Source organism: Xanthomonas sp. LMG 12461 (assembly GCF_009192935.1).
GTDB classification, from domain to species: Bacteria; Pseudomonadota; Gammaproteobacteria; order Xanthomonadales; family Xanthomonadaceae; genus Xanthomonas_A; species Xanthomonas_A sontii.
This window is the reverse complement of the sequence record NZ_NQYT01000055.1, coordinates 38,129-60,149: the sequence shown is the minus strand read 5'-3', so window position 1 is coordinate 60,149 and position 22,021 is coordinate 38,129. Positions and strand designations below refer to the sequence as shown.

General features: G+C 67.2%; 20 protein-coding genes. 17 read left to right on the top strand and 3 right to left on the bottom strand.

The features are described from left to right. Window positions 1-195 precede the first annotated feature (195 nt). Window positions 196-1,500, bottom strand: a complete 1,305-nt coding sequence (locus tag CEK68_RS14480) for a Venom serine protease KN13 (protein ID WP_152239790.1) — start codon at window positions 1,498-1,500, stop codon at window positions 196-198. 151 nt (window positions 1,501-1,651) lie between these two features. Here CEK68_RS14480 and CEK68_RS14475 point away from each other — a divergent pair. The 6 genes from CEK68_RS14475 to CEK68_RS14450 all read left to right on the top strand — a co-directional run bounded on the left by CEK68_RS14475 (window position 1,652) and on the right by CEK68_RS14450 (window position 5,726). Then, window positions 1,652-2,757, top strand: a protein-coding gene (locus tag CEK68_RS14475; RefSeq protein WP_150410023.1) for an IS3 family transposase whose coding sequence is annotated in 2 segments (ribosomal slippage) — window positions 1,652-1,910 and window positions 1,910-2,757 — 1,107 coding nt in all. Because the reading frame shifts where the segments join, the coding sequence is not laid out codon by codon here. Window positions 2,758-2,829: 72 nt separating this feature from the next. Further along, window positions 2,830-3,312 carry a hypothetical protein gene (locus CEK68_RS14470; protein WP_043090286.1) on the top strand — a complete coding sequence of 161 codons (483 nt, stop codon included), beginning with the start codon at window positions 2,830-2,832 and terminating at the stop codon, window positions 3,310-3,312. A gap of 99 nt (window positions 3,313-3,411) precedes the next feature. Further along, complete coding sequence (locus tag CEK68_RS14465) at window positions 3,412-3,810, top strand: Imm10 family immunity protein (protein WP_017911379.1); 399 nt, start codon at window positions 3,412-3,414, stop codon at window positions 3,808-3,810. 658 nt (window positions 3,811-4,468) lie between these two features. Continuing rightward, window positions 4,469-4,882, top strand: coding sequence for an ankyrin repeat domain-containing protein (locus tag CEK68_RS14460; RefSeq protein WP_081616361.1), 414 nt, complete (start codon window positions 4,469-4,471; stop codon window positions 4,880-4,882). Window positions 4,883-4,933: 51 nt separating this feature from the next. Next, entirely contained in the window at window positions 4,934-5,197 is a 264-nt protein-coding gene (locus tag CEK68_RS14455) for a hypothetical protein (protein ID WP_152239789.1), read from the top strand. A gap of 70 nt (window positions 5,198-5,267) precedes the next feature. After that, window positions 5,268-5,726, top strand: coding sequence for a T6SS immunity protein Tdi1 domain-containing protein (locus CEK68_RS14450; RefSeq protein WP_226977896.1), 459 nt, complete (start codon window positions 5,268-5,270; stop codon window positions 5,724-5,726). Between the two features lie 337 nt (window positions 5,727-6,063). Here the strand turns inward: CEK68_RS14450 and CEK68_RS14445 are convergent, their stop codons facing one another. Beyond that, window positions 6,064-6,741: a hypothetical protein gene (locus CEK68_RS14445; protein WP_152239788.1), complete on the bottom strand. Its 678-nt coding sequence runs from the start codon at window positions 6,739-6,741 to the stop codon at window positions 6,064-6,066. Window positions 6,742-6,990: 249 nt separating this feature from the next. Here CEK68_RS14445 and CEK68_RS14440 point away from each other — a divergent pair, with 249 nt between their 5' ends. From CEK68_RS14440 to CEK68_RS14385, 11 genes are all read left to right on the top strand, one after another. Beyond that, on the top strand, window positions 6,991-7,425 hold the full coding sequence (locus CEK68_RS14440; protein ID WP_152239787.1) for a hypothetical protein: 435 nt from the start codon (window positions 6,991-6,993) through the stop codon (window positions 7,423-7,425). A gap of 819 nt (window positions 7,426-8,244) precedes the next feature. Next, window positions 8,245-8,727 (top strand): hypothetical protein, encoded by a 483-nt coding sequence (locus CEK68_RS21285; RefSeq protein WP_226977894.1) that lies wholly within the window; start codon window positions 8,245-8,247, stop codon window positions 8,725-8,727. Between the two features lie 447 nt (window positions 8,728-9,174). Continuing rightward, window positions 9,175-9,567: a hypothetical protein gene (locus CEK68_RS14425; RefSeq protein ID WP_017914678.1), complete on the top strand. Its 393-nt coding sequence runs from the start codon at window positions 9,175-9,177 to the stop codon at window positions 9,565-9,567. 97 nt (window positions 9,568-9,664) lie between these two features. Further along, window positions 9,665-10,111 carry a hypothetical protein gene (locus CEK68_RS14420; RefSeq protein ID WP_152239786.1) on the top strand — a complete coding sequence of 149 codons (447 nt, stop codon included), beginning with the start codon at window positions 9,665-9,667 and terminating at the stop codon, window positions 10,109-10,111. Between the two features lie 293 nt (window positions 10,112-10,404). Next, window positions 10,405-10,887 (top strand): nuclear transport factor 2 family protein, encoded by a 483-nt coding sequence (locus CEK68_RS14415; protein ID WP_152239785.1) that lies wholly within the window; start codon window positions 10,405-10,407, stop codon window positions 10,885-10,887. A 332-nt stretch (window positions 10,888-11,219) separates the two neighbouring features. After that, complete coding sequence (locus CEK68_RS14410; protein WP_152239784.1) at window positions 11,220-13,598, top strand: TonB-dependent receptor; 2,379 nt, start codon at window positions 11,220-11,222, stop codon at window positions 13,596-13,598. Between the two features lie 852 nt (window positions 13,599-14,450). After that, on the top strand, window positions 14,451-16,706 hold the full coding sequence (locus tag CEK68_RS14405; protein WP_226977893.1) for a TonB-dependent receptor: 2,256 nt from the start codon (window positions 14,451-14,453) through the stop codon (window positions 16,704-16,706). Next, complete coding sequence (locus CEK68_RS14400) at window positions 16,706-16,996, top strand: hypothetical protein (RefSeq protein WP_152239783.1); 291 nt, start codon at window positions 16,706-16,708, stop codon at window positions 16,994-16,996. Before CEK68_RS14405 ends, CEK68_RS14400 begins: the two co-directional genes overlap by 1 nt. Next, the gene (locus CEK68_RS14395; RefSeq protein WP_152239782.1) at window positions 16,986-17,258 is read left to right on the top strand and encodes a hypothetical protein; all 273 of its coding nucleotides are present in this window, start codon (window positions 16,986-16,988) and stop codon (window positions 17,256-17,258) included. Before CEK68_RS14400 ends, CEK68_RS14395 begins: the two co-directional genes overlap by 11 nt. Then, the gene (locus tag CEK68_RS14390; protein WP_152239781.1) at window positions 17,255-18,802 is read left to right on the top strand and encodes a PepSY-associated TM helix domain-containing protein; all 1,548 of its coding nucleotides are present in this window, start codon (window positions 17,255-17,257) and stop codon (window positions 18,800-18,802) included. The genes CEK68_RS14395 and CEK68_RS14390 overlap by 4 nt, the downstream gene beginning before the upstream one ends. Before the next feature lie 203 nt (window positions 18,803-19,005). Beyond that, window positions 19,006-20,181: a GGDEF domain-containing protein gene (locus tag CEK68_RS14385; protein WP_152239780.1), complete on the top strand. Its 1,176-nt coding sequence runs from the start codon at window positions 19,006-19,008 to the stop codon at window positions 20,179-20,181. Between the two features lie 183 nt (window positions 20,182-20,364). Here CEK68_RS14385 and CEK68_RS14380 read toward each other — a convergent pair whose 3' ends face one another. After that, window positions 20,365-21,864 (bottom strand): carboxylesterase/lipase family protein, encoded by a 1,500-nt coding sequence (locus CEK68_RS14380; protein WP_226977898.1) that lies wholly within the window; start codon window positions 21,862-21,864, stop codon window positions 20,365-20,367. Window positions 21,865-22,021: the final 157 nt, after the last annotated feature.

Genomic DNA, 22,021 nt, shown 5'->3' with positions numbered 1-22,021 from the left:
TGCCGTGCCGCATCGGCCCATGCCGACAAGGTCCTCGAACACGAGCGACTGGCGGGGGCGCAGCGCCTGCTCGATTAAGCGGCACGGCTCGCCGCTGCGGCGGCTCCTGCGGCGGGTTCTGGTATGCCGGCTGGACAACTTGATCTGCGCGCGATGCGCTAGTGATAGAGCCGGTAGAGGTGCAGCGTACTGGAATCAGTACAGCCGTAGGCCTAAGTCCACGATCTTGCCAATCGGACTGAAAACCAGCGCGCCGCACCGGCCCGGTTCGACGCCCGCATAGGAAGCGCTCTTGACGATGCCGTAGGCAATGTTTCCATAGTGGACCGGCCCGCCACTGTCACCACGAAAGCACGCCAAGTCGTCCCCCACTACCACCTTGTAGGCCAGGGGGTCACAGACCTGTCCGTTGCACTCCTTACTGCTAAAGCTCGCCGTGCTACTCGACACGACGCCGCACGTCCAACCGGTCTGCAAGCCCCTGTGGCATACCCGATCTCCAGCTACGGCGGCTGCGGCCGAGAGGATCGCCACACCGCAACTGGAACAGGTGTCCCTCGCAAAGACTTCTCCAAGTGGGCGGTAGCCCAGAACTGGGAAAGAAAACCATGCCAAGTCGTGTGTCGCGTCGAAAATCCGGTCCTCGTAAGTCAGCTTCGCGGTGACCTGTACGCCGCTTGCCGCATCCGACCAGTTTCCGTACATGAGGTTCTTGCCACAGTGCGCCGCGGTGACCAGGCCCCAATTGGTGTTGTCCTTGTTCCGCACGATGAAGCCGCCGGTGCACTGGTGCTCGTTGTCCAGATTGAGGATCTGCGAGCCGCCCCGCACATAGGGGGACTGGGTCGTTGCCAATGGCGCACTCTGTGTCGGCAACGTTGAGCTGGACGATGGCTCGGGCGACTCTTGTGGTTCTGATTCCATGGGGCCCGGCAGGAACTTGAACCTGACAGGCACGCCGAGCTGGCGACTCAGCGCTGCGTTCTCCGCTTCGTAGGCAGCTTGCTCCTCCGCAGGGACGAAGACGTAAAGCACGATCGCAGCATCCACTTCATCGATACCCGTGCCCTGCAAGCCGGGCACCTGCTCCTGCAGGCGTGCTTGGTTCGCCGCCAGGATGGCGCTGATCTCGTCTAGCGTCTTGCCGGACACCAGCGTGAACTTGACCGGGATGGTTCCGTGCGGCGTGGACAACTCATGGATAGCGGGTAGCGGACCCTGCTTGAGCCGCAGCACGAGCTTGAACCCGTCGCGGCTATCGTCCCAATACGAGGTATCGAGACGGTTGGCATAGTCCGCTTTGAAAGCGTCGATCTCCGACCGGGCAAGCACCTGCCTGAGCTCCAGGCGCCGCGAGGCTTCCGCTTCAGCCACGTGATTGTCCTTTGCGTAGCTGCGGGAGATGACCTCCAACTGGTCCAAAGGCTTGGCATCCTGAGCCTGAGCAGTACTGGACAGCGCCATTGCGCAGGCTGCGACGAAAAGCCACGTGTGTGTCATCGTTTGATCCTCCTTGAATTTTGTTCCTGAAGGGCAGCTCCATCTATTTTTCTTGTCGCGTATGCCTGTGTCAAACCGACGCCCCGACGTCCCCCGGTTTTGAGTAGCAGGGCGATTTGGAGTCCAATCCCCAACGAGACGGAGATTGGACGTGAAGAAGCGCTTTACCGAAGAGCAGATCATCGGCTTCCTGCGTGAGGCCGAAGCCGGCGTGGCGGTGAAGGACCTGTGCCGGCGGCACGGATTCAGCGAGGCCTCCTACTACCTGTGGCGAAGCAAGTTCGGCGGCATGAGCGTGCCGGAGGCCAAGCGGCTCAAGGAGCTGGAGGCGGAGAACACGCGGCTGAAGAAGCTGCTGGCCGAGCAGTTGTTCGAGAACGACGTTATCAAGGACGCCCTGCGAAAAAAGTGGTGACCGCACCGGCGCGCAGGATGCTGGTGCGGCAGCTGATGGAGCGCGGGCTCACGGAGCGTCGGGCGCTGGCCGTGGTGCGGATGAGCGCCAGCGCGCTGCGCTACGTCCCGCGTCCGGATCGCAACGTCGAGCTGCGCGAGCGGATCCTGGCGCTGGCGCAGCGGCACAAGCGCTACGGCGTCGGGATGATCTATCTGAAGCTGCGGCAGGAGCAGTGGCCGGTGAACTACAAGCGGGTGGAACGGCTGTATCAAGAGGCCAGGTTGCAGGTGCGCCGGCGCAAGCGCAAGAAGGTGCTGCTGGGCGAGCGCCAGCCGTTGCTTCGGCCTGAAGCCGCTAACCAGGTCTGGTCGATGGACTTCGTGTTCGACCGCACCGCCGAGGGCCGGGTGCTCAAGGCCCTGACCATCGTCGACGATGCCACGCACGAGGCGGTGGCGATCGAGGTGGAGCGGGCTGTCTACGGTCACGGCGTGGCCCGGGTGCTGGATCGGCTGGCACTGACACGGGGTCTGCCGCAGGTGATCCGCACCGACAACGACAAGGAGTTCTGCGGCAAGACGATGGTGACGTGGGCTCACGAGCGCGGTGTGCAGCTGCGCTTGATCCAGCCAGGCAAGCCGAACCAGAACGCCTACATCGAGAGCCTCAACGGCCGCCTGCGCGACGAGTGCCTCAACGAACACTGGTTCCCGACGCTGCTGCACGCCCGCGCCGAGATCCAGACCTGGCGACGGGAATATAACGAGGAGCGACCGAAGAAGATCTTGGGCGGCCTGACCCCGGCCGCCTATGCCCAACAGCTAGCGGCCAAAGCCGCTACGATGAAACCCGGACTCTAAAGAGCCCCGTTACTGAAAGCGGGGGGACGTCGAGGTTATGCAACAATGCGCCTAAGCCGCTGGAGAGAAAGTATGAAAAAGCATCTCGCCGTACTGCTGCTGATCGTGGGCCTTGTCTGTAATGCGCCCACGCTCGCCCAATCCTCCAAGTCGCCCTTTCTCGGAAAATGGGTGCTCGATGTCGCGAGCATGCCGGCGCCGCCCGCGCAGCGGCCGAAAAGCGCCTCGCTCACCTACAGCGATGTGGGCAAGGGCAAGTGGCAGACGAATGCCGACATCGTCGGTGGCGATGGGCATGACATCCATGCCGTCGCCATTTATCCGCTAGACGGAACCGCAGTCCCAAGCAAAGGCTACCCGACGGTCGACACCACGGCCGTATGGCTGCCGGCGCCGAACGTGATGGTCGCCGCCTTCTACTTGAAGGGAATGCCGCGCACGACGCGCACTTACACCGTCGCCCCTGATGGCAAGACGATGACCGAAACCGTGGTCTGGTTGAACATCAACGGCGAGCCGGCGATCACGATGAACCGCTTCAACCGTGCTGAATAGCCTATGCGGAAAATACGGCTCAGAGCGCGCTTTCTTGGGAGTTCGCTCTTGGCCTTCTTCTAATCTGTGGAATATGGCGAATGAGGAGCGAGCATCGGCATGTCGTCATTCGTACTTCAAGCGAGAAGCATCGCTGTAGAACACCCAGAGGGGGAGTGCCATCTTGTCGGCTTCGCCGACCAGGCGCTCGATACCACGACCTATCTCCTGCTCCAGCGTGCATTCTCGTTCGACGAGCAGGACGTGGCGTTGAGGATGGACACCTATCATGTCGAATGGTGCGGCCAGGAAACCTCGGGCTACGGCGGCGTCTCCCAGTTTCTGCTCAGCCCTGGCCACGCGCGGATTACATTCGTTCCAGATTCGCCGGTGGCACTGGCTGGTTTGGGGATTCTCACGGTCGTGTTCCAGTTGACACCGCCGGAGTACCTGACATTGCAGGCTGCCCTTCGTTGCATATTCGCGGGAAGCGGTTGCCTCTTGGTGACCGATGCTTAAAGTGTCGTATCCGACCCGTACTCGTTCGCGAGCTTGATCGTTCGGCATTAACGGCAAAGGAGGGCTAGATGCTACTTGCCCTTATCACTGCGCTTTTCCTGGCCGCGTCCTCCGCCGTGGCCAGCAGTACGATGTGGGCGTTCTAAGCGCCGCCCGGCGCACCAGTGCCGGATCTGGAATTTCTCGGCTACGACAAGATTGGTGGGATCCTCATTCAAGACAAGAATGGGCCACGCAGTCTTCCGCAAGGTTCCTACAAAGTCGTTGCGTTGGATCACAGCGCTAGCAGGATCGACCTGACCTACGCCAATCCAGGCGATCACTCGCTTCCACCGAGCTTCAGGCTAAGGGGAGCAGGGCCGGACATGACCTTGACGGTGCGTGGCAAGACGTACAAGGGCAAACTAAGTTGCGGGGCGTGGTTAGCTATCTGCGACCCCCTGGTCGTCAACCAGCGCTGTGCCGCTGAGCTGAAGGCTGGGACTGGGGCCTCTACGGAACCAGGAACCTGTTGGCGGCCTGTGTGCACTGGGCGGTTGTTTGGAGAAGCCGTAGTGAAGAGTATGGATTGGAGTCACGTGGTTCCTCCCTATAGACTGGAATTTATCCAACCCAACGACAATTCACGCGGATCGACTCAAAAGAGGCAACTTGCAACATGAAAAGGGTCTCTCTACTCGCCGTGTTGGCGCTCAGCGTGTTGCCACCCGCCGTCGACGCCAAAGACCTCTTCGCCAAAGATCGCTGCAAGGCCGCGTACGAGTATCACTTCCTCAATAGGGCCGTGGCGTTCGAGGATTGGACAGGGGTAGAAATTTTGCTTGAAGGAGGCGCAGACCCAAACGGCCGTGGCTATGCGCAGATCACGGAGTGCGTTCGCCTTCCAGGCGAGTTCAGCTCCCCACTCGCACTGGCAGTGAGGAATGGCAACGCCGACCTCGTTCGCTTGCTACTGAAATATGGGGCAGATCCTAATCTTCCGGAAGGAGAGTCGGTGACCCCAACGGGAATTGCACGCGGCATGGCTTCTCCGGCCATCCTGCAACTGCTGCTTGAGCATGGCGGAAGATAGGCGCAGTGCCTTGTTCGTGCGAGATCGCATCAATCTGCCGCTAACGGACGCATGACCACATTCCAATTCCAACCCCGCTGGAAGGAAGAACTCGTCTGCACTGGCCCGGGCGGCGAGTTCGTACTGGATTTCCCGATGGGCGTGCCGACGGTCTACGTGCCCACCGAACATGCCTGGGCGCAGAGTGCACCTGCATGGGCGTGCGACCTGTGGCCGGTGTTCAAGGCCGAGCTGGAAGCCTGGTGCGAGGGGCGCGACGTACAGTTTTTCCTGGATGGATCGGCCAGGTGCTATGGCGCCATCGCCAAGGCCTAGGTGAACATGCTGACAGCAGGCGGATGCACGTGGCTTGGTATCCTGGCGCGCCATCGCTGCGAGGTCTCCGATGAGCCAGAGCACAGAGCGCGCTGACACGACGAACGTCCCGCTGTACCACCTGATCGTGCCGGAATCGCACGAGATGCTCGGCCCGTGGGCGGATGCGTTCCCGGCGTATACCGTCGTGGTCGGCTATTCGAGTCTCGGTCACTTCTTTCTGCATGATCCGGCCAGCCAGGATTACGCGGTGCTGCACCCGTTCAAGGCCGCCGCCAAGTCCTATGGCGCGCACGCCTCCACCGCGGCGTTCGAGGCGGCCATCCTGCGCGATCCGGGCTTCGAGGCGTACGTGTTGCGCGGCGACCACGTGCGGGCGATCGCGGCGCGTCTTGGCCCGTTGAAGCCCGGGCAGATCTACATCCCGCAGCCGTATCCGACGCTGGGCGGAACGGAAGCACCCGAGACATACGACAAGGGCAATGTGTGGGTGTTCGCTGATCTCGTCGCACAAAGCGTGGGCTTGTGACGTGAACTCGAGCGATTTCGCAAGGCATGGCTGATGGGGATGGCGCGCGCAAGTCGCCGATCGACACGTGTGTTGTGTGTGCTTGCCGGCGCGCTACTTGGTGTTGCCGCGCTGTGCGTGGGCGTTGACCATGCGTCGCCGGTACGGTCGGGCGCGTGCGTGCTGCTTGCGATCGGCGCCAGCGTCCATATGGTCTCTGCGTTCCTGGGCAGCGACGCCTGGCAGAGTCGCTTGATCGGGCTATGGCCGGGCATCTGAAGGCACGCTTTCGACAACCCGGGCGGCACGGCCTCGCCGCCCGGATCACATGCAACGCGGACGCCGCAGAGGCCGCGCCTCAGTGCTTGGCCGCCTTGCGCCGGTACACGCCATTGAAGCTGACGTTGGCGCCGCCGCACTCCAGGTTGTCCGAGGCCACCAGCAGATCGCCGACCAGCTGCAGGCGGACCTTGCAGTCGTCCTGGCTGAGTTCAAGCCGATTGCCTTCGGGAAAGCCGCGCGCGGTGACGGCGCCAAGGTGCGGCCCACCAGGCGCTTGATCTGGGGTCGGGTTGGCGCTGGGCCAGTAGGCATCGCCGTTGGCGGTGATGGTGCCGTCGCCGTTGGCGATCAGTTGCAGTTCGTTGTCGCCGTCGTGCCACTGGCCGATCCAGGCCTGCGGCTTCGGTGCGGTCGTCGCCGGCAGTGGCTGCACGCTGGACGCCGCCACCCAGCCGGCGCTGCCGCCGACCTTGTTGGGGTAGAACGCGCAGACGAAGCCGCCCTGGCGCTGCGCCAGGATCACGGTGTCGTCCTTGACCACATAGGCGCGCTGCCGGCACGCGGCCTCGCCCTTGGCCGGGCAACCGTCGTCATCGTTGAGCAGGTACAGGCGCGGCACTGCGACCTTGGCGAGCGAGAACCCGGCCGTACTCATGGGGAAGCCGCCGTTGCGGCACATCGCCGTATCCTCGTCCGGCGCCGCGTAGGCCAGTGCGGGAACCGCCAACAAGGCGAGCAGCCAGGTCTTGTGCATCACAGTCGCTCCAGAGGTGGGGCAATAGTGTGGTGCATGCCGGGTGAACCGGTGGCGAGCGAATCAGTAGGTGAGGACATCATGCTGCCCGCCGGACACCGTCGCTGTGGTGCGTGGCGTGGCCTCCCGTAACCCATGCGCGCCGGCCAGCCGCAGCGACGCCGAGGAACACCTCGACCAGTAAGGTGGCTGCCATCAGGCACGCCGCGGGGATACCTTGCCGCGGTCCAGATTTCAGAGGGTGGTGGAATGGCAGTGAAGTACCGGGCGGGCGATGTCTTCGCGATCCCTTCGGATGCGGGAACGTACGCGCTCTGCCAAGTGCTGTGGGCGCCGCAGGGCGACTATCGCAAGGTGGTCGGCTTCTGTGTGCTGGAACAGCAGGCATCGGAACCGACGCTTGGCGCGTCGCCGGCACAGCCGCTGCCGGTGCGCGATGGCGACAAGGACATCCGGTTGCTGTTCACCGGCACCCAGAAACTCAGGAGCGGCGGATGGCAGATCGTCGGCCACGCGCCGCTGCCCCAAGACGCCAAGGAGTTGCTGACGATCCACATCGCCGGCGCCCTGCACGAAGGCGACACCTTCGTGCGGATGCTGTCGGTGGACGAGTATGCGCGCTATCCGTCGATGTCGGTGCTCGGATTCGAGCTGGTGCAGCGGCTGCTGAGCGACAGCCGGTGATCGAGGGCGCCGGCCGTTGACGGCCAGTGCCCGCTCGACGAGCATCGCATGCAGCCTCGGCGCAGGGGCGAGGCCAACGCCGCACATCACTTCTGTCTGGATCAGGTGACACCATGCCCGCAAGCCTGTTGACCGAGGTCGTCCTGCGCCCGCTGGTCGAGATCGTTCTCTACGGTCTGTGCTATGTCGTCGGCATGCTCGTGGTGCCGACGTTCTCGTTCGGCTACTACAGTGTCGAACCGTGGAGCAGCAAACGGCGCAGCAAATCCGGCAAGCGCAGCGCGTACCTGGCCCCACGCGTGGTCTCGGCCCACGCGTGGTCTCGGCCGACGCGGCGGCCTTCTGGGGCGGGTTTGCCCTGGTGGGCTTTGGGCTGTTGGGCTATGCGCTGTGGCAGGCAGCGGGCAGCTAAGGCCAAGGCTGAGACACGGCAAAGTAGTGGGTCGCCCAGGAGAGCAGCCATGATGCATTCCATGGCGCCGTCCTCATCCAGGCGCGATATGCGTGACGCAAACCCGATTGGGGCCTGGCTGAGCACGCGGCATCGAGAATCTCGCTGTCTTGTTTTGCCTGCCACTGCTTCATCCATACCAACGTTGCTCTATGAAGGTTTACGCGATGGCAAAGGATCTCTACTGCTGGCGCCTCTCCATCTATGGTCCTCCGTGTCGCGCCAGCGGAAAGCCATTGCGAACCCCGCGGGCGAAGCTCTGTGCCGCGTGTGGCAGGAGCGTCTCTACCTGATGCGCCTGGCTGCAGGCGGATGGAACGGGACCAGCCGACACACGCGGGCGCATATCGGTGACAAGGGAGCAAAGAATGCGAGATCCAGAAAGAATTGATGGCGTGCTCGCCGCGGTGAGGGAGGCATGGCAGCGCGATCCGGACCTGCGTCTGGGTCAGTTGATGATGATTGCGGTAAAGCCAGAATTGCCGTGTCGGGAGATGTTCTACATCGAAGACGACGCATTGTTGCGACGTCTGCGGAATGATGTGGATGTGCGCGACTTCGCATCGGCCCGCCGTCCGGACGAAATGCTGACGTTGCGTCGCGCGGTCAGCGAGGTGCTGCACTACATCTGGGACCCTATCGGCATCGCAGGGACCCCGCAGGCACGCGACGAGTACGATGGCTATGTCGAGCCGATCTGCAGTCTGCTCTGGCAAGGCGCAGAGCATCCGGTGCTGGTTCGTCATCTTGTGCAGCTCAGCGAGCAGGGGATGGACCTCCCCGGGATGGAGCAACAAGCCGAACGGGCGGCACACAGATTGCTGCAATGGCGTGAGATCGCGACACGCTGAGTAAGGAGCGCCAAGCGCCACGTTAGGGCATGACGGTGCCGCCGCGGCAGGCTCCTCTAGCCAACCCTTTACCTGGCCTGCGCCTCGCCCTGCCGCAAGGTCGCCGACGTGTGGCTCACCGCTGCGATCGCTAGCTGGGCGTCTCTGGGCGCATGCGCCTGTCTACGGCGGATGCGATGAGTTGTCATGCAGGCATGCTGCAATGGACCTGGCCGGTTGCGGCACCATGGTGTCCGGCGCTGGTCGCTGGGTGCTGCGAGTGGCGTGTCTGCGTGCCGCAGGCGCGTGCGTAGGCCGCACGAGCCACATGACGTGCCGCACCGCTGTCCACCTGGACCGCCGCGCGTGCGTTACCCTCCGGGACCGCCCATCCGCGCTTGCGCGCCATGACGCAGCCGCGCCGATGCGCGCGTCCGCCCCCCGATCGTTCGAGAGTCAAGCTGCCGCATGCATCCTGTCATCCATTTCCGCTCCCGTCTGCTCGAGGTGAGCGCCGAGCCGGAGAATCCGATCAATCCGATCCGCGGCAGCTCGCTGCTGGACTGGCTGCGCGTGCGTGTGGGCGACGCCATGGTCCTGTCCGAGCCGGACCCGGAGGACTGGGGCTGGGCCTCCGAAGCGGAATGCCAGGGGCGCACCTATCTGGTCGGCGCCTACGCCGAGGAAGAGGTCGATGGCAACCATACCTGGATGCTGCAGATCGAGAAGGAGCGTTCGTTCTGGGAGCGGCTGCTCGGCCGCCATGCGATGCGCGACGACGATCCGTGCTTTGCGCGGCTGCATGCGCTGATCGCGGCCGAACCGCGGTTCACCGACGTGGTGGTGGAACGCGAATCCTGACCGCCGGTAGGGCTGCGCGACGCGATGGCGCGGACTGCAGCACACGCGCCATCGCGCTTGGGTATGCTCGGCGGTCCCTCTCCATCCGCGTGCCACCATGCCGATCCGTACCCTGTCGCTGTTCCCGTTGCTGCTGATCGGCACCTCGCCCGAGCTGATGGCGGCGCCCAGGCATTGCCTGCCGTATGGCCCGACTCAGGTCACCCTGTCCGGTATTCTGGCGCCGTCGCCCACCGACGCCGCCCCGCCTACTGTCCCGCACACGCATGCGCATCAGGACGCCGCTGCCGGTGCGGCAGCGACCCAGGAAGAGGTACTGATCCTGCCGCAGCCGCTGTGCGTGGCGGCGTCGGCGGATGGGCGCCAGCCGCGGCACGAGCAGGTGCGCCAGCTGCGGCTGGCGGTCACCGCGGACCAGGCGGCGCATCTGCGCGAGGAAGGAAGCGGCCAGGTGGTGCGGGTGACCGGAAGACTGGAGTATGCGCCGATCGGGCCGGATGCACCGCCGCTGCGCTTGAGCGTACTCGGGGTGGACAGCGACTGAAGGATGCCCTGGTGACGCGCTTTCGCTGCGATTTAGCGGCATGTGTCGTGGCCTTGTAGGAGCGGTTTCAGCCGCAACGGGCATTCCCGGGAAAGCCTGTCGCGGCTGAAGCCGCTCTACGTGGTTGCAGTTCCGGTGAAATCGGATGTCTCCTGTTACCTAGGCATCTGGTTGCTGAGGCCACGCCGGCCGCTGGCGCACGAGGCAGCGCTCGCATTGACGCCGCGCAGCCACTGGTCGAGGATCGACATGCCGCATCTGGCGGCCCGAGGTGGCAACGATCCATGAGGGGAATGCGCGTTCTGTGTGCGATAAGTCTGTGGCTGAGCGCGTTCGCCGCCATCGCGGGCGAGTCGCCGGCGCGCACGGTCCAGACGTTCTATGCCTGGGCGATCGCGCCCAAGCATGCCGATGGCGACGTTGCGCAGGTGCGGCATCTGCTGGGGCGGGAACTGTTCGCGGCGCTGGAGGCGCAGCGCGCCTACGAGGCAGCCTGCGCCAAACTTGTGCCTGCAGACGTCAAGCCGCACATGCTCGACCAGAGCCCCTTCTTCCTGTGGCCGGACCAACCGACGGCGCTGGTCTCGACGACCGCGCAAGTCACCGGCGACACCGCGCAGGTGCGCGCCCGTCTGGCCATCGATGACCAGCAGTGGACGGATACGTTGGTGCTCGGTCGCCAGGACGATCGCTGGGTGATCCTCGACATCGTGTGGCAGGAAGGTACGCTCACCCGACGCCTGGCCGACTTTGCCGCGCAGCGCTGCACGCAATGACGTCGCCGGCGTAGACGAGGGAAGGCGCGGTGGATGAGTTCGGTCGCCGCACCGCGTTCGACCTTGGCCTCGCGGTCTGCAACATGCGGTGAAGTGCAGACCCGCTCGGGCGATCGGGCAGCGTGTGCAGACCCAGGCATGTCCACGGCACGCGCCTGGCGCGACGACGACCGGTCACGCGCCGTCGCCTCGCGCGCCCTGCGCCGTCACTGCAATGGCGGTGCAACACAGACGACATATCGTGCCGCGCTGCGCCACAGTCTGGCGCATGCCGTCGCGGGCTGCTGCGCAAGCCGAACGGACTCGATTTTGCGCGCTCACAAGGATCCGACATGCTGCATCCCCATCTCTCCCCGCGGCCGCTGACCGCGCGCGCCGCGCCGGCCCGTACCCGCCTGGCGCAGGCCTGCGCCGCCCTGGTGCTGGCCTCGGTCGCCGCCGCCGCCGCCGCGCAGGACAGCGCGCCGTCGCTGGCCGGCAGCGAGACCCGCCCGGCCAATGCCGCCGGCACTGGCGATGCGGCCACCTCGCTGGACACCATCATCGTCACCGCCGAGCACCGCGAGCAGAACCTGCAGGAGGTACCGGTGTCGGTGGGCGTGGTGCAGGGCGAGGCGATGCGCGACTTCACCGCCGGCGGCGACGACACCCTGCTGGCGCTGTCCGGCCGCGTGCCCAGCTTCTACGCCGAAACCACCACCGGCCGCATCTTCCCGCGCTTCTACATCCGCGGCCTGGGCAACATCGACTTCTATCTCGGCGCCTCGCAGCCGGTGTCGATCATCCAGGACGACGTGGTGCTGGAGCACGTGGTGCTGAAGTCCAACCCGGTCTACGACGTGGATCAGGTGGAAGTGCTGCGCGGCCCGCAGGGCTCGCTGTTCGGCCGCAACACCACCGCCGGCATCGTCAAGTTCGACAGCATCAAGCCCAGCGACGACTACACCGGCCGCGTCACCGCCAGCTATGGCAGCTACAACACGGTCTCGGTGGACGGCGGCATCGGCGGCCCGATCAACGACGTGCTGTCGTTCCGCGTGTCCACGCTGTACCAGCACCGCGACGACTGGGTGGACAACACCTACACCGGCCCCAGCGCCGACGGCACGGTCACCCCGAAGAAGGACGCGATGGGCGGCTACGACGACCGCAACGCGCGCCTGCAGCTGCTGCTGAAGCCGAGCGAGAACTTCTCCCTGCTGGGCTCGTTCCATACCCGCGACTACGACGGCACCTCCACCCTGTTCCTGCGCGGCGCGCTGCGCAAGGGCTCGAACAAGGTCGACGTGCCGCGCGACCAGGTGGCCTACGACGAAGCCCACGACAACCCGCAGGCGTACAAGACCCACGGCGCCTCGCTGAAGGCGATCTACGACTTCGGCGGCGTCTCGCTGACCTCGATCAGCGCCTACGAGACCACCTCCGGCTACAGCCGCGGCGACACCGACGGCGGCGCCGCGGCCAACTTCCCGGTCAACGGCGTGCCCAACGGCTACGGCCAGTCGATGGGCCAGGTGCGCGACCTGGACCAGTACACCCAGGAACTGCGCCTGGCCAGCGAAGGCGACGCCGCGCTGCAGTGGCAGGCCGGCGCGTTCTACTTCGATGGCAAGGACACCACCGACTTCTACCAGCGCGCCTATTTCCTGCAGACCGCCGCGCGCAATCCCAACAACTGGGTGCGCCTGCACAACAGCAACACCTCCTGGGCCGGCTTCGGCCAGCTGACCTACAAGGTCACCGACGCGCTGACCCTGACCGCCGGCGTGCGCCAGACCCGCGACAGCAAAGAGACCAAGCTGCTCAAGACCGCCGACACCGCGGCCGGCGTGGTCACCTACAAGGGCCGCCGCGACGTGCGCCTGGCCGACACCCAGCCGAGCTGGGACCTGAGCGCGATGTATGAGATCAACCCGAACGTCAACGTGTATGCGAAGGTCGCGCGCGGCTTCCGCGGCCCGACCATCCAGGGCCGTTCGGCGGTGTTCAATTCCGACTTCACCACGGCCGACTCGGAAACCATCCTGTCGTGGGAAGCCGGCATCAAGAGCAACCTGTTCGACAACCGCCTGCGCCTGAACGTCACCGGCTTCACCTACACCGTCGACGACATCCAGCTCAACGGCAACGACTCCAACGGCAACGGCGTGCTGTTCAACGCCGACAAGGCCAAGGCCTACGGCATGGAGGCGGACCTTGACTGGCGCCCGATCCCCAATCTGTCGCTGACCGCGGGCCTGAGCCTGCTGCACAGCGAGATCCAGGACAAACGCGTGTATGCGCAGGTGTGCGGCCTGAACGGCGTGGTGGTGTGCACGGTGAAGGACCCGACCATCCGCATCGGCAACAACACCTTCGCCCAGATCGACGGCAACCCGCTGCCGAACGCGCCCAAGTACAACGTCAACCTGGCCGCGCGCTACGACATCCCGGTCAACGACGGCGGCGCCTTTTTCGTCGCCACCGACTGGAACAAGCAGGGCTACACCAGCTTCGTGCTGTACGACTCCATCGAGTTCACCTCCAACGGCAACTTCGAGGGCGGCCTCAAGCTGGGTTACACCGGCGACTACGGCGCATGGGAAGTGGCCGCTTTCGCCCGCAACATCACCAACGAGAAGAACCTCAAGGGCGTGATCGAGAACTACATGGCGGCCGTGTACAACGAACCGCGCATCGTCGGCGTCTCGTTCAACCTGCACTGGCACTGATCGCAGCACGTCGTAGCACCACGCCGGCAGCACCTGCCGGCACCAGCGGGCGGGAGGGCGACAGTCCTCCCGCCCGTTTGCGTTTTCGTAGAAGTGAATAGCCGGTAGCTGTAGCCATAGCCTTTTGCTCTTTGCTCTTTGCTCTTTGCTTGCGGCTTTGGCTGTTGCTTTTGATCTACCGGGTTCCCTTCCGAAGCGGCGGCCATCGCGGGGAAACACCCGAAGGGCGGCGTACATGGATGTACGCCGTCCGCGGCAGGGGCAGGATGCCCCTTCCGCGGATCCCCGTGATGGACGCGGACCCGGAGCGCGCAGCGCGGAGGGCGCGTAGGCAGGGTGTGCTTTCTTTTGGTTACTTTTCTTTGCACAAGCAAAGAAAAGTAACTCGCCCGCAAGGGCGAAAGCCTTTGCTCTTGACTGATGTATCAGATGAAGTGAGCTGCAGTAGCGGCTTCAGCCGCGACGCGCCAGCCTCGCTATGCCCCTGGGACGATGGCCCCCTGCATCGCGGCAGCCGCCGGTCACGGCGTCGGGACTGAAGTCCCTCCCACAACACGTCTCTGCGCGTGACGCATACGTTGGCGCGATGCCCATCCGCAGGAGCGGCTTCAGCCGCGACGGGCGTTCCCGGCAAAACCCGTCGCGGCTGAAGCAGTTCCTACGCTCCCAAGACCCCCGAGCAAACCTGCCACCCATCCCAAATCCCATGGCAGCCCCGCCCCGGCTCTGCTAAAGTCCGCGCCCAGCGCTGCCGCGTCCGGCAGCCAGGCACAGCCGCCGCCATGCCTTCAACCGTGAGTCTTTCGGGGGAAGTGGTGTATGCGCGTCGCGCGGTCCGTGTTGTCTTTATGCGTGGTATCCGTCTTGCTGAGCTGGGCGCCGCCAACGCGCGCTGCCGGCGCCGATGCCGCGCCGCCTCCTGATCCCACCACCCTCGACCAGATCGTCGTCACCGGCGAGAAGAGCGGCCGCAGCGTGCAGGACACCACCAGCTCGGTCGCCGTCACCACCGAAGCGCGCATCGAGCAGGAGAACCTGCAGAACGCCTACGAGGTGTTCAACCGCACCGCCAACATGGCCCAGACCTACGGCGATGCCGGCTTCAGCATCCGCGGCATCCGCAACATCGACGGCGGCAGCGATGCACCGCTGGCCACCATCTACCTGGACGGCGCCGCCCTGCCGTGGAAGGCGATCAGCTGGGCGCCGCTGAGCCTGTGGGACCTGCAGCAGGTGGAAATCCTGCGCGGCCCGCAGTCCACCCTGCAGGGCGAGAACGCCCTGGCCGGCGCGATCGTCCTGCGCACCGCCGAGCCGACCATGGACTGGCAGGGCAAGCTGCGGGTGCTGGCCTCCGATCCCTCCGACCGCAGCCTGGCCGGCGCGGTCGGCGGCCCGATCGTGGCCGACGAACTGGCGTTCCGCGCCTCGGTGGAGCAGCGCAGCTTCGACGGCTACACCTGGAACCTCACCCGCCAGGCCGCCGACGACGCGCAGGTCTCGGCGATCTACCGCGGCAAGCTGCTGTGGACGCCGTCGGCGATCGCCGGGCTGAAGGTGCAACTGGGCTACACCCGCTCGCACCGCACCGGGCCGTACATGTACAGCTACGTGCGCACCGATTTGCCCGACTATTTCGGTCACCGCTACACCACCAACAACACCCCGGACCGTACGCGCAGCGACAGCGACATCGTCACCCTGCAGGCCGACTACGCGCTCTCCGACGCCTGGTCGCTGTCCTCGGTCAGCGCCTGGAACAAGGTCACCTCGTCCAGCCTGTGGGACATGGACCATGGCCCGGACAACGCCGGCTACGCGCGGCGCCAGCTCGACGACACCACCGCCTCGCAGGAATTGCGCCTGCACTACGCCGGCGCCGCGGTGCAGGGCCTGCTCGGCGCGTACTGGGCGCGGCACGTGGAAGACAACGACGCGCAACTGCTGAACAACGTCGCCACGCCGACCACCACCATCGCGGGGCTGCTGCGCAGCGCCGGCTTCCCGTCCGCCACCGCCACCGCGATCGCCACCCGCTACGCGCAGGCGCTGCCGGTGATTCCGGTCGACTACGTCAGCGCCAGCCCGACCCGCTCCAGCAACCGCGCGCTGTTCGCTGACGGCCAGTGGCAGGTGGGCAGCGGGTTCTCGCTGCTCGGCGGGTTGCGCTACGACCACCAGCGCTACGCCATGGCCTCCGACACCACCGCGGCCTTCGCCGGCCGCTATCCCGACCCGGCCGCCTTCGCCGCCAGCGGCACCGCGCTGTATCGGGCCATCGTCGCGATCAACCAGGGCGTGGCCGGCATCGTGCGCTCGGCCAACGGCGAGGTGGCCTGGAACACGCGCGACTTCGATGCGCTGCTGCCCAAGCTCGGCATGCGCTACGACTGGAACCCGGACCTGTCGACCAGCCTGGTGGTGCAGCGCGGCTACCGCTCCGGCGGCTCCAGCTTCAACTCGGCGCGCAGCCAGGCTTTCCCCTACGATCCGGAATACACCTGGAACTACGAAGCCGCGCTGCGCTCGCAGTGGCTGGACCGGCGCCTGACCCTCAACGCCAACGCCTACTACATCGACTGGAAGGACAAGCAGACCACCGCCTACTTCGGCCTCAACAGCTTCGACTACAACACCGTCAACGCCGGCCGCGCGCATCTGTACGGCGCCGAGCTGGAGGCCAGCCACCGCCCCAACGAGGCCTTCGACTGGTACGGCTCGCTGGGCTATGCGCGCACCCGCTACGACAGCTTCGCCACCATCGCTGGCGCCTCGGTCATCGACTACGCCGGCCGCGAGTTCGCCTACGCGCCGCACTGGACCGCGGCGCTGGGCGCCAACTGGCGCTTCGCCGAGGGCTGGCTGGCCAACCTCAACGCCAGCTTCCGCGACCGCGTCTACACCGACATCGGTGCCGGCGCCGTGCAGCTGGCCTCGCGCACCGTGGTCAACGCCAAGTTCGGCTACGAAAACCTGGACTGGAGCGCGTGGATCTTCGCCAACAACCTGCTCGACCGCCACTACGTGCAGTACCGCTGGGCCACCGATCCGGTCGCGATCCTGGGCGCGCCGCGCGTGGTCGGCATCGGCTTCGAGGCGCGCTGGTGATGGATGCCTTGGCCATTGCCGGCTATCTGCTGGCCGCCGCGCTGGCGGCGCTGGCGTTTTACCTGGCCACCGCGCACCAGCGTCTGTGCCCGGGCTGGCGCCGGCACGCGCGCGCGCTGCGCGTGGCCGGCACGCTGCTGTGCGCAGTGGCACTGGGCGCGGCGATCGCCGCGCTGGGCGTGTGGGCCGGCGTCTTCGCCGCGCTGAGCGCGACGATGCTGGCGGCGGTGGCCTTGCCGTACCTGGATGCCTGGCGGCAACTGCACGGAGGCGATGCCGATGTGGGCTAGGTGGCTGGCGGCGATCGTGCTCGGCCTGCCACTGGCGGTGGGCGTCATCGGCTTGTGCGTGCTGCTGTGGCCGGGCCAGCTGCAGGTGCACACGCTGCCGTGGCTGTTGCTGGTGTTCCCGATGTGGGTCGGTGCGATGTCGCTGGCCTTCGTGTTCCGTAGCGGCGCGCGCGCGTGGCTGTGGCTGGGCGCTGCGACCGTACTGTGCTACGTGGCGCTTTACCTGCTCAAGGCCACCCACCTCGTGCAGGTGAGCGCATGAAGGCCGCGACCCTGCGCCAGTTCCTGTCGGCGCACAGCTGGATGGGCCTGCTCGCCGGCATGGCCTTGTTCATCGCCTTCTACGCCGGGGCGATCAACGTGTTCACCCACGACCTGGAGCAGTGGCCGCGCCCGGCCGCGGTGCAGGCCCCGGCGTTGCCGCCGGAGCAGGCCGCGCAGGCGCTGGCCGATGCGGTGCTGGCGCGGCATCCGGCGCTGGCCGAGTCGTACACGCTGATGCTGCCCGGCGAGGGCCGCACGCAGCCGCAGTTGTTCGCGTTCGGGCCGGCCGCGCAGCAGGCCTTCGGCGGCATGGTGCAGTTCCAGCCCGGTGCCGACGGGCAGCCGGTGCAGCTGCCGCAGCGCAGCGGCTTCGTCGCGTTCCTGTACGACCTGCACTTCACTGCCGGGCTGCCGCGCACCTTCGGCACCTACCTGTTCGGCCTGGTCTGCCTGCTGTACGGAGTGGCCCTGGTCAGCGGCGTGGTGCTGTACGCGCCGGTGCTGCTCAAGGACCTGTTCGCGCTGCGCCGCGGCCGCAACGTCAAGCGCCTGTGGCAGGACGCGCACAACGCCATCGGCATGCTGTCGCTGCCGTTCCACGTGATCTTCGCCTGGTCCGGCGCGGTGCTGACCCTGGGCGTGCTGCTGCTGGCGCCGTTCCAGTACCTGGTGTTCGACGGCAAGCTGATGCAGGTGCTGCAGCCGGACTTCGAACTGGCGCCGCACGTGCAGCCCGCGCACGTGCCTGCGCCGATGCTGCCGGTGGCCGAGCTGGTGGCACGGGCGCGCGCGGCCAATCCCGGTTTCGTGCCGGAGAGCCTGTCCTTCCACGATGCCGGCGACGCCAATGCGCAGGTAGAGCTGTACGGCCACCAGGAGCAGCGCCGGCTCAACACGCTCGGCGGCGTGGCGCTGCGCGCGGCCGACGGCAAGGTATTGCGGGTGCTGTCGCCGCAGACCATGTCGCCGGGCGTGGCCGCGCTGCGCGGCCTGCAGACCCTGCACTTCGGCGACTACGGGCGCTGGCCGCTGCAGTGGCTGTACTTCCTGCTCGGGCTCGGCGGCGCGTTCCTGTTCTACAGCGGCAACCTGCTGTGGGTGGAAGCGCGGCGCAAGCGCCGCCAGGTCGCGCAGCCGTTGCGCACCCACGTCATGGCGCGGCTGACCGCCGGCGTGTGCCTGGGCTGCGTGGCCGGGGTGTCGGCGCTGTTCGTGGCCGCGCGCCTATTGCCGCCGGGGATGGAGCGCGGGGCGTACTACGCCGTGTTCGCGCTCGGCGTGGCCTGGGCGCTGCTGCGGCCGACCGCGCGCGGCGCCTACGAACTGCTGCTGGCCTGTGCGGTGCTGACCGTACTGGTGCCGCTGGCCGGGCTGCGCGGCGCCGCCGGCTGGGTGGCGCCGTGGAGCAGCGGGACGCTGCTGGCCATCGACGCCTGCGCGCTGGCGCTGGCCTGGGCCTACTGGCAGATGGCGCGCGCCGCGTATCGCCGCGGGCAGGGCGGCGATCCACACAGCGTATGGGCGTTCCCGCCGCCGCGCTGACGCTCGCCCTGCCGTGCCAAGGCGGCGCGGCAGGGCGCTGCTGTCACGCAACCGATCGTCCCAAAAGTGGACAATCACGCGCCGGTGCTTTTTCATGGTCTCGACGTGGGCACCGCAGCGTCCGCGCGAAACCGAATCGGGTGACACGATCTGATGTGACCTGATCCGCACTTCGCGCCGCGTTGCCGTCGACAGGGGACTGCATGCACGAGCGTTACCAGGAGCCACACGACGCACCGCCGGGCGAGGCCTACGCGGCGCAATTGCGCAAGGGATTCGCCACGCTGCGTTTCGATCCTCCGCTGGAACGGGCGTACCGCCACTACACCGCCGCCACGCTGGGCTTCGCGCAGCGCGTGGCGGCCTCGCTGGGCGTGTTGATCGCGCTGCTGCTGCTGGGCTGGGACGCGGTGCATTTCGGCTGGCGCGGCGGCGGCCTGCTCGGCTATGCGGTGGCGGTGCGCGTGGCGACCCTGCTGGCGTTGCTGTGGGTGGCGGTGGCGATCCATCGCGCCGACACGCACGGCCCCGGCCGCGCCGCGCTGTTGCTGCTGGTCGGCGGCACCGGGCTGGTGCTGTCGAGCATCGGCTACCCGCCGCAGGAGCTGCGCTATGCGGCGGCGGTGATGACCCTGGTGATCGTGGCCGGCTTCTTCCCGTTGGGCCTGGCGTTGTGGCAGAGCGTGGCGGTGGCGCTGCTGCTGTGCGCGATCAGCGCCGTGGCCGGCCATCTGCTGCTGGAGGGCGCAGCGCACGATGCCTATCTGCGCCTGCAGTGGCTGCTGTGGACCGCGGTGCCGGTCGGTGCGGCCGGCGGCTACCTGCGCGAACACTCGCGCCGCGAAGGCTTCCTGCAGCGGCGGGTACGCGACGACGAGGCCTTGCGCGACGCGCTCACCGGCCTGGGCGACCGCCGCCGCTTCGACGAACACCTGGCGGTGGCGCTGGCCGAGCGCGGGCGCCTGCAGCGCGTGCTGGCGCTGATCCTGGTCGAACTCGACGGCTTCGCCGCGCTGAACCAGCGCAGCGGCGCCGGGGCCGCCGACCGCGCGGTGCTGGAGGTGGCCGAGGCCATGCAATGTCTGCTGCGGCCGCTCGATGTGGCCATGCGCATCAGTGCCGACCGCTTCGCCCTGGTGCTGTACGACGCCAGCGGCGCGCACCTGCGCCAGGTGGCGCCGGCGCTGCGCGACATGGTCGAGGTGATGGCGATCGCGCAGGATGCGGCGGACGCGCAGGCGCTGACGGTCAGCGTCGGTGCGCTGCTGGCCACGCCGGAGGACACGCCGGCCACGCTGATGCAGCGCGCCGAGGCGCTGCTGGACGCCGCGCGCGCCGTCGGCAACCGCGTGGTGCTGGCCGAGGACACGGGCTGGTAGCGCGGTGATCCGGCGCATCAGCCCTCGCGACCGACGCCGCCGCAGCCGCCGCCATTGTGGGAGGGACTTCAGTCCCGACGCCGCACCCCAACCGACCTGGCAAGCGCGCCTCTGCTTTCGACAGGCGCGCACGGGTGTTTCGTTACGGCCACGCGCGCCGCGCGCGGCGATCGTGGCGCCGCCTCAGAACGTCCCGCGCTGCACGAACGGCACCTGCGCGTAGAGCCGGCGTTCGCCGCCGCGCGGGTCGTGCGCCAGGCGGCTGTCGGTGTCGAACAGCAGGGTTTCGCGCTGGGCCAGCGAATACGGTTCCCAGCGGGGCAGGCCGGCGTGGTTGGGGTCGCCGTGGCGGGCGAAGGCCAGCAGCGCTGTGCTCATCGCATCGGCCATGCGCTGCGCGCCGGCGCCGTCGCCGGTGCGCGACCCGGGCTGGCGGATGTTGTCGAACACCAGCGGGATGTCCAGGGTGTGGAAGGCGCCGAACTTGCCGCCGTCCAGTGGCGAACCCCAGTCCAGTTGGTAGACCCAGGTCGGCGCGCCCTGCCGCGCGCGCGCCTCGGCTTCCTCGACCGCGCCACGCCAGGAGCGGCCGGCGGTGGTGGCGGCGAAGAACACCTCGCTCGGCGTGTAGTGCGGATACAGCCGTCGGTACTCGGCGATCACCACCTGCGGCGACAGGTCCACGTACTGCTCCTGCGCCAGCTTGTCCGGCAGCGCGTCCCAGGTCAGCGCGAAGTTGGCCGGATCGTGGCCGAGGAAGGCGCGGGTCTCGTCGTGGGTGTTGCCGATCACCATCGGGATGCGCGCCGACTGCGGCGGCGCGTCTGGCCAGAACGGATGCCGGTGCAGCACCTGCGCATCCAGCACCGGGCCCAGGTACAGCGCGGTGTCCTCCGCGCGCGATGGATCGCGGATGCGGGTGGCCTCGAGCACGCGCTGCAGCGGCAGCGTGCGCAGCGCGTCCAGTTGCGCTGGCTCCAGCTGCAGGGCTTGCAGCAGCAACTGCGCGCGCTGGCTGGCGGCACGTGGCCCGGCGGCGGTGACCTGTTGCCCGCTCATGGTCCAGGCGCGGTGGAACAGCCCCTGCGCGGCCGGCATCGCCATCAGCGTGGCGATCTTGGCGCCGCCGCCGGACTGGCCGAACACGGTGACGTTGCCGGCATCGCCGCCGAACTCGGCCGCGTGCGCGCGCACCCACTGCAGCGCCTGCACCAGGTCGAGTTGGCCGACGTTGCCGGAGGCGGCATAGGCCTCACCTCCGAACGGCGCCAGGTACAGATAGCCGAAGGCGTTGAGGCGATGATTGACGCTGATCACCACCACGTCGCCGCGCTGGCACAGGCGCACGCCGTCGTACAGCGGGTCGCTGCCGGAGCCGTTGTTGTAGGCGCCGCCGTGGATGTAGAACAGGATCGGACGCTTCGCACCGTCGCGCAGGCCCGGGGTCCAGACATTGAGGAACAGGCAGTCCTCGCTGACTGGCGCGGACCCGCGCTGCGGCGCCGATGCGCCGTAAGTGCTGCAGTCGCGTACGCCGTGCCAGGGCCGTTCCTGCAGCGCCGGCTGGAAGCGCCGCGGCGCGGTGTCGGTGCCGTAGGGAATGCCTTTGAACACGCACACGCCCTGCTCGCGCACGCCACGGATGCGGCCGCTGCGGGTGCGCGCCAGCGGCGCCGCCCGCATCGGCACCGAGGCCGGCGCCAGACCGGGCAGCGCGCCGCTCAAGGCCAGCGCGCCGAGCGCGCCGTCGCGCAGAAAGCGGCGGCGGCCGTGGTCGTCGGGGGCGGCTGCGTCGGGCACGGTGAGGAGCGGGGCAGGCAAGCGAGGGCGGGCGGTCATG

Bases quoted from the DNA above. Each gene is read 5' to 3' on its own strand.
- CEK68_RS14445 (WP_152239788.1), bottom strand. From the start codon at position 6,741: ATGCACAAGACCTGGCTGCTCGCCTTGTTGGCGGTTCCCGCACTGGCC.
- CEK68_RS14440 (WP_152239787.1), top strand. From the start codon at position 6,991: ATGGCAGTGAAGTACCGGGCGGGCGATGTCTTCGCGATCCCTTCGGAT.
- CEK68_RS14470 (WP_043090286.1), top strand. From the start codon at position 2,830: ATGAAAAAGCATCTCGCCGTACTGCTGCTGATCGTGGGCCTTGTCTGT.
- CEK68_RS21285 (WP_226977894.1), top strand. From the start codon at position 8,245: ATGCGAGATCCAGAAAGAATTGATGGCGTGCTCGCCGCGGTGAGGGAG.
- CEK68_RS14480 (WP_152239790.1), bottom strand. From the start codon at position 1,500: ATGACACACACGTGGCTTTTCGTCGCAGCCTGCGCAATGGCGCTGTCC.
- CEK68_RS14415 (WP_152239785.1), top strand. From the start codon at position 10,405: ATGCGCGTTCTGTGTGCGATAAGTCTGTGGCTGAGCGCGTTCGCCGCC.
- CEK68_RS14420 (WP_152239786.1), top strand. From the start codon at position 9,665: ATGCCGATCCGTACCCTGTCGCTGTTCCCGTTGCTGCTGATCGGCACC.
- CEK68_RS14380 (WP_226977898.1), bottom strand. From the start codon at position 21,864: ATGCGGGCGGCGCCGCTGGCGCGCACCCGCAGCGGCCGCATCCGTGGC.
- CEK68_RS14390 (WP_152239781.1), top strand. From the start codon at position 17,255: ATGAAGGCCGCGACCCTGCGCCAGTTCCTGTCGGCGCACAGCTGGATG.
- CEK68_RS14450 (WP_226977896.1), top strand. From the start codon at position 5,268: ATGAGCCAGAGCACAGAGCGCGCTGACACGACGAACGTCCCGCTGTAC.
- CEK68_RS14395 (WP_152239782.1), top strand. From the start codon at position 16,986: ATGTGGGCTAGGTGGCTGGCGGCGATCGTGCTCGGCCTGCCACTGGCG.
- CEK68_RS14455 (WP_152239789.1), top strand. From the start codon at position 4,934: ATGACCACATTCCAATTCCAACCCCGCTGGAAGGAAGAACTCGTCTGC.
- CEK68_RS14400 (WP_152239783.1), top strand. From the start codon at position 16,706: ATGGATGCCTTGGCCATTGCCGGCTATCTGCTGGCCGCCGCGCTGGCG.
- CEK68_RS14465 (WP_017911379.1), top strand. From the start codon at position 3,412: ATGTCGTCATTCGTACTTCAAGCGAGAAGCATCGCTGTAGAACACCCA.
- CEK68_RS14425 (WP_017914678.1), top strand. From the start codon at position 9,175: ATGCATCCTGTCATCCATTTCCGCTCCCGTCTGCTCGAGGTGAGCGCC.
- CEK68_RS14460 (WP_081616361.1), top strand. From the start codon at position 4,469: ATGAAAAGGGTCTCTCTACTCGCCGTGTTGGCGCTCAGCGTGTTGCCA.
- CEK68_RS14385 (WP_152239780.1), top strand. From the start codon at position 19,006: ATGCACGAGCGTTACCAGGAGCCACACGACGCACCGCCGGGCGAGGCC.
- CEK68_RS14410 (WP_152239784.1), top strand. From the start codon at position 11,220: ATGCTGCATCCCCATCTCTCCCCGCGGCCGCTGACCGCGCGCGCCGCG.